Source organism: Kitasatospora nipponensis (assembly GCF_039528135.1).
Taxonomy (GTDB): domain Bacteria; phylum Actinomycetota; class Actinomycetes; order Streptomycetales; family Streptomycetaceae; genus Kitasatospora; species Kitasatospora nipponensis.
The window spans coordinates 16691-27228 of sequence record NZ_BAAALF010000054.1 but is presented as its reverse complement, the minus strand read 5'-3'; the positions used below and the strand labels follow the sequence as shown (position 1 = coordinate 27228).

Here is a 10538-nt window from a genome sequence, read left to right as displayed (position 1 = left end):
GCCTCCTTTCGGAGGCCGGGCCCTGACGTTGCCCACACGGCGCCGACCGATCGATCACCCGATCGACGAGCTCGTGCCGCATCTGCGACCGGGTCCGTACGGTCTTCGGCTCCTGCACTCGCAACCGTTGATCGCATCAACTTGTCCACGGTGTCGACTGGTTGACGGTGGCAGGCCAAAGGAGGCGCTGAACCGGTTCGCGCTCCTCTTCGAGGACCCCGAGCACCCCTGAGGTCGGCGCGACCGACGACCTCGAGCGGACCCCGGGCCGGCCCAGGCCAGGGCCGGCCTAGGCGTCGGCGCGGCGGGGCAGCTTCCAGCCCGGGCGGGGGAAGTGGCAGGTGTACCCGTTCGGGAACTTCTGCAGGTAATCCTGGTGCTCGGGCTCGGCCTCCCAGAAGTCCCCGGCGGGGGTGACCTCGGTGACGACCTTGCCCGGCCACAGGCCCGAGGCGTCGACGTCGGCGATGGTGTCCTCGGCGACCCGCTTCTGATCGTCCGTGAGGTAGAAGATCCCCGAGCGGTAGCTGGTGCCGATGTCGTTGCCCTGGCTGTCCTTGGTGGACGGGTCGTGGACCTGGAAGAAGAACTCCAGCAGGGCCCGGAAGTCCGTCCGGGCGGGGTCGTAGACCACCTCGATGGCCTCGGCGTGGTTGCCGTGGTTGCGGTAGGTGGCATTGGGGACCTCACCGCCGGTGTAGCCCACGCGGGTGGACACCACCCCGGGCCGGCGGCGGAAGAGTTCCTCCATGCCCCAGAAACAACCCCCGGCGAGGATGGCCTTCTCGGTCGCCATGGTTCCACTCCCTCAGTGACGGACATCGGCTTTCGCTGCTACTGACAACCTACGAGGCCGGCGTATTCCCGTGCACGCGCCGGCCGGTCCTCGTCAGGGTTCCGTAAGGACGCGGGACCGGCCGATTCAGGGCGTGATCGACGGTCGCGGGCGCAGGACGGCGTTGAGGGAGGTTGCCGCCGTCGCGTCGAACCCGGCCTGGCACGCGACTCCCAGCTGCTCCGCGACCTTGCGGATGTTGAGGTCGACCGTGCTCTCGGCCAGGGTGGCGAGTGCGTCGATCGCGGCGCGTGCCCGCAGGACGGCCGTGCCGACGAGTACGGTGCCGATGAGGGAGGCCGGCCACCAGCCGGTGGAGACGGTGACGAGCAGGTAGGCCGCCCCCCAGGCGGCGAGCCGGCCGGCGTCGGCATAGCTGTCCCGAACGCCCTGGATGTCCCCCCGGGCCTCGCTGTCGGCGACCGCCCAGATGTGCGGCCAGATCTCGGCGAGTTCGACGTCGTAGCGTTGCCGGACCCGACCGGTGGCGGTGGCCATGCGCTGGGCCGTCCAGGTCGGCCGGTCCGGTGGGCCGTCCGGGAAGAGGTGCTCCTGCTTCGCGCGCAGTCGGGCTTCGGTCGGACGACGGCGGTTCGGCGGCGTCCCGTGGAGGTGGTCGTGGACGCGCTGGTCGTGAGCCTCCTGGATGGCGCGGGTGAGGGTCGTCCAGCGACGGATGCGCCGATGGGTGAGCACCGTGACGTACCAGTGCGGCCGGTCCGGGATCCAGGCCCGCTCGAAGGTTCGGCCCACCGAGGCCGCAGCTGCCCCGGCGGCGGTTGCGAGGGCGGTCACGAGCAGCAGGACGGTGAGGAGTTCGGCCGGCTGCTTGTGCGCCTGGGAGCCGGCGAACGCGTTCAGGTAGGTGCGGAGGTACCGGAGGTCCACCGCGTGCCGGAAGCCCGAGTGTCGCGCGATCACCAGGCACATGACGAAGAGCAGGCCGGGGCCGAGCAGCAGCGCGGCCCAGCGCTCGGCGGCCTTCCTGGAGATCCCCAGGAGCAGTGTGGTCACGGTGTCACGGCAGGAGGGTGAGTGGGCGGTTGACCAGGGCGCAGCCGGCCGCGCTCTCCTCGGCGCGGGTGCACCAGCGGACCGGGCAGACCCGCAGGGGCGGTGCCTCACGAGGGGTCCGGACTCCCGGCAGCGGGCTCCACGTCCGGTCCGGCCGGGTCAGACCGTGAAGACCGCAGGGGGTCGCCGCCGCGTCGAGCCGGTCGAGGAGGTCCGTCATCCTGTCCAACGGGCGGTCGCCCGAGGCCATCAGTTCGATCACCTGTCGGAGGAGGTCGTCTGCGCCGGCCGCCGTCAGCAGGTCGGCCAGTTGATCATTGCGGCCGTACTCCCGGCAGAGCTTCTCCACCCGCTCGGCGAGTTCGGTCAGCGCGTCGTTCGAGCGTCGGCCCGTCGGGGTACCTGGCATACCATCAGTTTAGGCTAAAGCAGCGTTAGTTGGTGCCTGCATGAGGGGCTGGGGGCCGGTCGGATGCGCGACGAGTTGGTGGCGAAGGTCTTCGCGAGACTGGGCGCTGCCCGGGGCGGTTCGGGACGGGAGATACTGCTGTCGATGGACGCGTTGGCCGAGGTGGTGGCACTTCTGGGGCATCGTCGAAAGGGGCAGTTCGATCTGCAGGCCATCGGGCTCTCCGCCGGAGTGTTCCTGGAGCGCAGCCTGGTCGGACCTCCCGGACAGGACAGGCTGGAGTTGGAGATAGCGGGCCAGTTGTTCGGACCGGTCCACGCCGTGACGCCGCATCTCGTCCCCGAGCAGATGAGCCGCGTCTACCGGGCCGGTCACGACCCCCTGGCGACCTTCTCCCGCCGGACCGGGTTCGTCACCGATCCCACGGTCTGGCTGGAGCTGCACGGCGGGCCGCTCCTGAGCTACGCCGACACGGGTGACCTCGCCACCCTGAGGCTCGCCGTCGACATTCTCGAGCTGGCCCTCGTGGCTGCCACTCCGGATCATCCCGAGCTGACCAGGGTGCTCAAGCAACTCCTCGTCGTCCTGAGTGTCCTGCGCGCGGCCACTCACGAGCGGGACGTCTGCATGCGGGCCGTCGACGTGGGCGGCCTCGTGCACGTTCGCATGCGCCCCGAGGAGGCCGACCGTCCTTTGATGGACCACCACCATGACACGGCCATGTATGACTTGGCGGGGCGCGACAGGCTACGCGCGGTGGCTTCGGGAGAGGTGGACCACCGCTTCGCCCTGATGAATGCGTTGATGCAGCTCGGCCTGCTGATTGATGAGGTCCAGCCACTGCTCAGGGCACTCGACCTGTACGGGGAGCTTCCGGGGGAGTTGAAGAGCCTGGCGGTCGGGCATCTGTCGGCCGTGCTGACGAGACTTCTGGCCTCCGGCCGGGACGAGCGGGCCACCGCCGTGGCCCGCTGCCACGACCTCCTGGCCTCGTCGCCGCCGCACCGCCCGACCGAAACCGCCGTGCTCGTGGTCCTCTGCCAGGCGGCGCTGGAGGATCTGGCCGAGGAGAGTGACATCGACGGACTCCGACGGGCCGTCGGACTGAGCCGGCGCCTGCTGACCGTGGCGGAGGACGGCGGCACACAGACGCTGGCGAGGATCTACCTGGCGGCCGAGCTGGGCAGGCTCGCCCAGCAGACCCATGACCTGGACCCGGCGCGGGAGGCGGTCGCGCTGGCACGCACCGCCGTCGAGTCCATTCGGCAATCGGATCCGGCGAAGGCGAGACTCGTCAGGATCGCACTTTCGGAGGCCCACCGGACCGTCTACGAGCTGACCGACGACCTGGAAGCACTGCACGAGGCGGTCCATGAGAGCAGGATCGCGATCGAGGTCGTCAACGACGCCGATGCCGTTGCCGCCTCGGGGGCCTACCTGAGCCATGCGAAGGCCGTTCATTACGACGGCGGCCGCCGCCAGAGCCCGGAGCTGCTGGAGGAAGCACTCACCTCCCTCAAGCGGGCCAATGGGTTCCCGGACCTCCCGGCGGCGCAGCGCATGGCGATCCTGCATCTGCTGACCAGGGTTCTGGGCGACATCTTCCACCGCTCCCCGCACCGGTCGGTGGCGACGATCGACGAGGCCGTCGAGTACGGCGAACAGGCGCGGGCGCTGGTACCACCCGGCGGCCCGGAGGAGCCGATGGTGCTGTGCGAGCTGGCTCGTGTCCAGGTCCTGCGGGGCGTGGCCACGGGCGACGTCGAGCGGTTCCGGGCGGCGATCGGACTCGCCGAGCAGGTGCTGGCCCGCGCCGACGTCGCCATGGCCGGGACCCTGGTCGCCGCGGAACTGGAACGCGCCACGGCGCTGGGAAACCTGGCAAGGGTCACCGAAGACCCGAGCCATGCCCTGGAGGCGCGCGCCGGGTTCGACCGGGTGATCGACTCGCCGTACGCCCGGCTCGACGTCAGGACGACCGCGGCGGTGCTGCGCGGCCGGCTGTCGGCGCCGACAGCCGGCCGGACCCTGGACGACCTGGCGGAGATGATCGATCTCCGTCGGCTGAACGTCGCATCCGGCCCGCTCCGGGCCGACCGTGAAGACGTCCTGCGCCGCTACCGCGGGTTCACCGGGCAGCTCATCGAGGCCGGGATCGCGGCCGAGGACCCGGTGCGGACAGTCGAGTTGATCGAGCGAAGCCGCGGCCTGCTGTCGCAGGACGTCATGACCGTCCACCCGGGCGCATCCGGGAGGGACCCGTCACAGACCGCCGAACTCCTGCAGCTGACCGCCGCGTTGCGGGCCCTCGATCTGCGCGACAGTGCGACAGGGACGGGTTCCCGGCGCCGCGAGCTGGAACGGGACATTGCGCGGGAACGGCGAAGGCTGATGGACAGCTGGCGGCAACTGCATCGCACGGCCGCACCGGACGCGCAGCACTCCCTCGCCGATGCGGCGGCACAGGGCCCGATCGCCCTGATCGCCACCGGCGACGAGAAGGGGTACGCCGTCCTGGTCACCGCCGACGCCGACCAGCCCGTCCGCATCCTCGAACTGCCCGAACTGGCCCACGAGCCGACGCAGGAACGGGTGCTGACCTTCCTGACGGCCCGGCACTACGCGATGACGGACACCTACACCCTGCGGGTCCGCCTCCAGGCACAGGCGGCGGTGCGTGACACGTTGGCCTGGCTCTGGACGGCAGCCGCCGAGCCGATCCTCGCCGACCTCGGGCTGGAACGCGTGCCCCAGGGCGGCGACTGGCCGCGCATGTGGTGGTGCCCGCTCGGCTTCCTGAGCCACCTGCCCTGGCACGCCGCCGGCGACGGGACCGAGGACGGCGTGCTCGACCGAGTGGTCTCCTCCTACACGACGAGTCTGCGCGCCCTGCACTTCGTACGGCAGATGCCGGAGCGCACCGGCCCGACCCGGACGGTGATCGTCGCGCAGGCACAGGCCCCCGGGACCGCCCCGCTGCGCGGCGTCGACACGGAGGTCGCCGCGATCCGGCACTGGCTGCCCGACGCGAGCCTGCTGGCCGGGACCGAGGCGACGAAGCAGGCCTTCCTGACGGCGTTGGCAGGCCATGCGAACGTCCACCTGGCCTGCCACGCGGTGACCGACGTCCACTCCCCGGGCATGAGCCGACTCCTGCTCGCCGACCACGAGGAGGACCCGCTGACGATGGCCGAGCTCGCCGCGCTCCAGCTGGCCGGGCGTGAGCTGGCGGTGTTGTCGGCCTGCAGTACCGCCGAGACCGGCTCGGACCTGACCGACGAAGGACTGCACCTGACCGGTGCCCTCCAACTGGCAGGATTTCGCCACGTCATCGGTGCGCTCTGGCCGGTCAGCGATGCGACGGCCGGGGAGATCTTCGATGTCTTCTACTCCGACCTGACGGATGCGGGGAGTCGAGAACTCCGGGTCGAGACCTCCGCCCGCGCGCTGCACCTCGCGGTCCGGCAGTTGCGCGAGCGCTGTCCCGCGACGCCGACGGTCTGGGCCTCGTTCGTGCACACCGGGGCGTGATCGGGGTGGGCGACTTCGATCTCGGCTCGCTTCCCGGGACGGCGCTCGCCGTACTCGTGACCACCGCCTGGCTGGCGCCGGACCGGATTCCCGTCGAGCTGCTCCCGTCGACGCCGGATCGGGAGCAGGACCTGGCCGTGCTCGTCAGGGCCGGGCTGGTGACGCGAGCTTCGGACGGCGCCTGCTCCGTCGCGCCGCAGGTCCAGCGGCAATGCCGTCAATTGCTCGGTGAGGAGTGGCAGTTCACCACGATCGCAGCCATCGCCGGCTATCTCGGCGACCCCGGGTCGCCGGGCGAGACCGCGCGCTGCATCACGCTCACCCCACACCTGTCCGCCTGGGTCGGCTACACCAGAGCTGAGGATCACGGCACGGAAATCGCCCTTCTCCTCGAACGCGTGATCGACCTGCTGTTCGGGAGCGGGCTGTGGCGTGCAGCCGTGCCGCTGTGCGAGCGCGTCAACGACGTGGTCGAGCTGTGGTTCCCACCGCACTCACCGGCCAGCCGGCAGAGCAGGAGCAGGCTCGCGCGCGCCTGCAGCGAGGCGGGGCAGTACCGGCGTGCCGCCCGGATCTGGGAGGACCTCGTCAGCGTCCAGTTGGCGATCAGCGGGGTGGGGCATCCGTTGGTGTCGGACCTGGAGAGCGGGCTCGGCGAGGCCCTCCTGGAAGCAGGTGAGCACCGACGGGCACTGGAGGTTGTCGAACGGGTCGTCGCAGACCGGACGGCGAGCCTGGGAGCAGCACACCGTGACACCCTGACGGCCCGCAACAACGTCGGAGTCGTCCTCGAGAGAGCGGGTCGCCGGGACGAGGCCGCCGGCGTGTGGGCCACGCTTCTCCCGGAGTTCGAGTCGGCCCTGGGGCCGGACGACCCCGACACCGTCCTGGTGAGGTCGCGGTTGCAGGCCGCTCGGGGCGGTGCGGACGGTCCGGCGGTCGAATCCCAGGAGGCGGCGGAGGCCCGGTCGCAGGGGGAGCTCACCGCGGAGACGGTCCTCGCCGAGCTGGGACGATGGCACGCGCTGCTGGCCGGCCAAGGCCCGGACCCGGTCGAACCGGAGGTCCGGCATCTGCTCGAACGGGGTGAAGCCGCTCTCGGCGCCGGCCATCCTGCCGTTGTCGCAACTCGACGGCTGATGGCGATCGTCTACTTCCAGCAGGAACGGTGGGACGAAGCGGTCACGGAGGCCGGGGAAACGCTGGATGCGGCAGACCGATATCTGGGCCGGTCCGACGACCGCACCAAGAGGTCGGTGGTCCTCCTCATGGAGGTGCTGGTCCTGGCCGGGCGCTTCGACCTCCTCGAGCCCCTCCTGGAGGAGAGGCTCGAGGACGTGATCGAGCTCCTCGGCTTCGGCGATCCGCTGGTGCGTACACTCGCCGCTCGCCGGGCGTTGGGCGATCTGAAGCAGCCGCGGCTGTGGTGACCGCAAAAACCTCCTCGCCGTGCATCGGGCCGACGCTCAGGCGGCCTGCATCGCGCGCACAGTGGCCGCCGACGGCATGAGGTGGGGGATGGTTGAGGGCGGTGGTGGACTGCAGTGGATCGCTCGCAGCGGGTCACGCGCTCGCACCTGCGACACACCCGCTCACAGGTTGGGTGGCCGTGCAACCGGTCACCCGGTGGCCGCACCGGTGGCGCCGTCCGCGGCCACGGGGGCGGTGCCGATCACCACGGTGGCGTAGAACTCCTCGGACTCGGCCAGCCGGGCGGCCAGTGCGGCGCGGGTGAACGCCTCGACGGCGTGCGGTGCCTGGCGCTCGCTGGTCTCGACCAGCAGGCTGCCGCCCGGTGCCAGCCAGCGCCTCGCCCCGGCGAGCACCCGGCGCAGCACCGCCAGGCCGTCCTCGCCGCCGTCGAGCGCCACCAGCGCCTCGTACTCGCGGGCCTCGGGGGGCAGCAGGCCGACGTCCCGGCTCGGCACGTACGGGACGTTGGCGAGCAGCACGTCGACCCGCCCGCGCAGGGTGTCCGGGAGCGCCTCGAAGAGGTCGCCCTGGTACACCCGGCCGCCGGCGGCGGTGACGTTGCGCCGGGCGCAGGCGACCGCGGCCGGGTCGATGTCGGCGGCGTGCAGCTCGACCCGCTCCCGGAGGGTGGCCAGCGCCACGCCCAGCGCGCCCGAACCGCAGCACAGGTCGACGACCACGGCGCCGGGCCGGGTGAGCGCGGCGGCCTGCCGGACCAGGAACTCGGTGCGCGGGCGGGGGACGAAGACCCCGGCGTCCACCGAGATCCGCAGGCCGCAGAACTCGGCCCAGCCGAGCACGTGCTCCAGCGGCAGGCCGACCACCCGGCGCTCGACCATGGCGGCGAGCTCCTCGGGCGTGGTGGCGGCGGTGATGAGCAGCTCGGCCTCGTCCTCGGCGAAGACGCAGCCGGCGGACCGCAGCCGGCTGATCACGGCGGAGCGGGAGAGAGCGGGGGAGGGGACGGAGGGGGAGGGGACTGACACGGGAACCTTTCGGGATGCCTGAGGGCGCTCCCGCGGTCCGCTGAGCCCTAGCTGAGGGGAACCGCGCAGTCGTGCGAAGGGAGCACCCGACCTGGAACAGCGTTAACGGGTCTCACCTCCTCGATGGGGTCTTCTCGCCAGCGAGTCGGAACCCTACCCGACCGCGGGCGCGAGCGTCGAACCCCCGCGCCCTGACGCCCGCTCAGCCCGCGGTGGCCGGGATGTCCGGGGTGGCCGCCGCGCCTGCCGGTGGGTCGAGGGTGCCGGTGCCGCGCGGCACCGCGCCGGCCGTGCGGGCGGCCGTCGCCTGGGCCGGCGCCGGCGTCCACTCCGGGTGGCCGGGCATCGGCGGGACCCGGGTGCCGCGCAGCCAGGCGGTCAGGAAGCCGTCCAGGTCCTGGCCGGTGACCTCGTCGACGACCGCGAGGTAGTCGGCGGTGCTCGCGGTCCGGTCGCGGAAGCGCTGCACGAACGTGCGCTCGATCTGCTCGAAGGCCGCCTCCCCGACCCGCTCGCGCAGGGCGAAGAGCACCAGGGCGCCGCCGAGGTAGCGCTGGCTGTCGAAGAGGTCGGCGGCGTTCGGCGCCGCGACCGGTCCGGAGTCCTGGCGCCACTGGTCGGCCTGGCGGTAGACGTCCGCCATCCGCTGCGTCAGCGACTGCGGGCCGCCCGGCTCGGTCCAGCCGCGCTCGTAGCGGTAGAGCAGGCCGTAGAAGTCGGCGTGGCCCTCGTTGAGCCACAGGTCCGCCCAGGTGGCCGGCGTGACGCTGTCGCCGAACCAGGAGTGCGCCAGCTCGTGCATCTGGTGCGAGCCGATCCGCGGCTCGGGCTGCAGCAGGAAGCCCGGCTTGTAGAGGGTCAGGGTCTGGGTCTCCAGACCGGTGAAGTCGAAGGCGTCCGGGGCGTCACTGTCGACCGGCAGCAGCCCGTAGGTCTCCAGTGGGAACGGTCCCAACCGGGCCTCCAGCCAGGCCAGTTGCCCGGGCGCCAGGGCCAGTGCGGGCTCCAGGGCGGCGGCCCGGGCGGGCGGGACGACATCGCGCAGCGGCAGGCCGTCGGGCCCCTGGCGGCGGCGCACGGTGTAGTCGCCGACCGCGACCTGGAGCAACTCGGTGGCCATCGGGTGGAGCGGGACGTAGGTGCGCGTCACGGTGTCCTGCCCCGGCGTCGCGCCGCGGGTGCGGGCGGTGCCGGTCAGCAGGCCGTTTGCGACCGCGAAGGTGTCGGCCGACGTGGTGATCCGCACGGTGAAGCGGGCCTTGTCGCTGGGGTGGTCGTTGCAGGGGAAGACGGTGTGCGCGCTCTGCGGCTGGCCGGCCACCGCGAACCCGCCCGGCGTCGGCACCCAGCCGGTGTGCGCAAGGGCCCGGCGCGGGTCGGCGCCGTACTCCACCAGGACGCTCAGCGGGTGGCCGGCGGCGATCGGGTCGGCGGGGGTGACGAGCAGCTTCTCGTCGTGCGTCGCGAAGGCGGCCGGTCGCCCGTCGACCAGCACGCGGTGGATGTCGAGGCCGAGCGCGTCGAGCTCGAAGCGGGTCAGCCGGCGGTCCGTGCGGGCGGTGATCGTGGTGCTGCCGTCCACCGTGCGGGTGTCCGGCCGGTAGCGGAAGGCCAGGTCGTACGCCTCGACGTGGTAGCCGCTGTTCCCCAGGGCCGGGAAGACCGGATCGCCCACGCCGGGGGTCGGCGCCCCCGCTGCCTGCGAGACTGCCCGGGCCGGTGCGGCGGTGGGCAGGGCGCAGCAGCAGGCGGCGCAGAGCAGTGCGAGGGCGACGGCGAGGGGGGCGGGTCGGGCGCGCAGTGTGATCACATCCCGGGAGGTGACGGTGGGTCGGCTCCCGATCACGTTACGCGCCCGGCCCCCGCTCCTCGCCGCAGGCGGCGCGCCCGGTCGCGCGCCGCCCGGCCGGTGGCTCAGGGACCGACGTGCCCTAGTCGCCGGAGACGATGAAGCTGGCCAGCCGCGGGTGTCCCTTCGCCCCATGGGCCGCGGGTGCGCCGCTCCGGCCCGCCCGCGCTCCCTCGGTACTGCCGGCGGTGAGGGCCGCGCCGGCCGCGGTGGCCGCCACCGTCCCCGTCCCGGCTGCCGTCGCCGTCGCGGTCACGGCTGCGGCCGGGGCGCCGAGGGCCGCCGCGCAGAGCAGTGTGGCCAGCGCCGCCGTGCCGCGCCGGCCCGACCACCCGGACCGGCGGGTCGCACACTCGTGGTTTCGCATGATTCATCCCCCTTGATGGCGGGGTGCGCGGAATCGGGTGGTCCGAGCGATCGGTCGATGATCTGACGGATCGT

At 72.4% G+C, this 10538-nt stretch carries 8 protein-coding genes; 2 read left to right on the top strand and 6 right to left on the bottom strand.

Going from position 1 to position 10538, the window contains the following annotated elements; translation table 11 throughout:
• Positions 1-289: 289 nt before the first annotated feature.
• From msrA to ABD323_RS17340, 3 genes are all read right to left on the bottom strand, one after another.
• Entirely contained in the window at positions 290-796 is a 507-nt protein-coding gene (msrA, locus tag ABD323_RS17350; protein WP_344442534.1) for a peptide-methionine (S)-S-oxide reductase MsrA, read from the bottom strand.
• A gap of 126 nt (positions 797-922) precedes the next feature.
• Positions 923-1849 carry a hypothetical protein gene (locus ABD323_RS17345; protein ID WP_344442533.1) on the bottom strand — a complete coding sequence of 309 codons (927 nt, stop codon included), beginning with the start codon at positions 1847-1849 and terminating at the stop codon, positions 923-925.
• A 4-nt stretch (positions 1850-1853) separates the two neighbouring features.
• Positions 1854-2258, bottom strand: coding sequence for a hypothetical protein (locus ABD323_RS17340; protein ID WP_344442532.1), 405 nt, complete (start codon positions 2256-2258; stop codon positions 1854-1856).
• Between the two features lie 144 nt (positions 2259-2402).
• On the opposite strand from ABD323_RS17340, the gene ABD323_RS17335 reads away from it, so the two are divergent.
• Complete coding sequence (locus tag ABD323_RS17335; protein WP_344442531.1) at positions 2403-5789, top strand: CHAT domain-containing protein; 3387 nt, start codon at positions 2403-2405, stop codon at positions 5787-5789.
• Positions 5790-5794: 5 nt separating this feature from the next.
• On the top strand, positions 5795-7219 hold the full coding sequence (locus ABD323_RS17330) for a tetratricopeptide repeat protein (protein ID WP_344442530.1): 1425 nt from the start codon (positions 5795-5797) through the stop codon (positions 7217-7219).
• A 189-nt stretch (positions 7220-7408) separates the two neighbouring features.
• Here ABD323_RS17330 and ABD323_RS17325 read toward each other — a convergent pair whose 3' ends face one another.
• From ABD323_RS17325 to ABD323_RS17315, 3 genes are all read right to left on the bottom strand, one after another.
• Positions 7409-8248: a putative protein N(5)-glutamine methyltransferase gene (locus ABD323_RS17325; RefSeq protein ID WP_344442529.1), complete on the bottom strand. Its 840-nt coding sequence runs from the start codon at positions 8246-8248 to the stop codon at positions 7409-7411.
• Positions 8249-8450: 202 nt separating this feature from the next.
• A complete protein-coding gene (locus ABD323_RS17320) occupies positions 8451-10058 on the bottom strand; it encodes a M1 family metallopeptidase (RefSeq protein ID WP_425556038.1) in 1608 nt (535 codons plus the stop codon).
• A gap of 121 nt (positions 10059-10179) precedes the next feature.
• Positions 10180-10464, bottom strand: coding sequence for a hypothetical protein (locus tag ABD323_RS17315; RefSeq protein ID WP_344442528.1), 285 nt, complete (start codon positions 10462-10464; stop codon positions 10180-10182).
• Positions 10465-10538 lie beyond the last annotated feature (74 nt).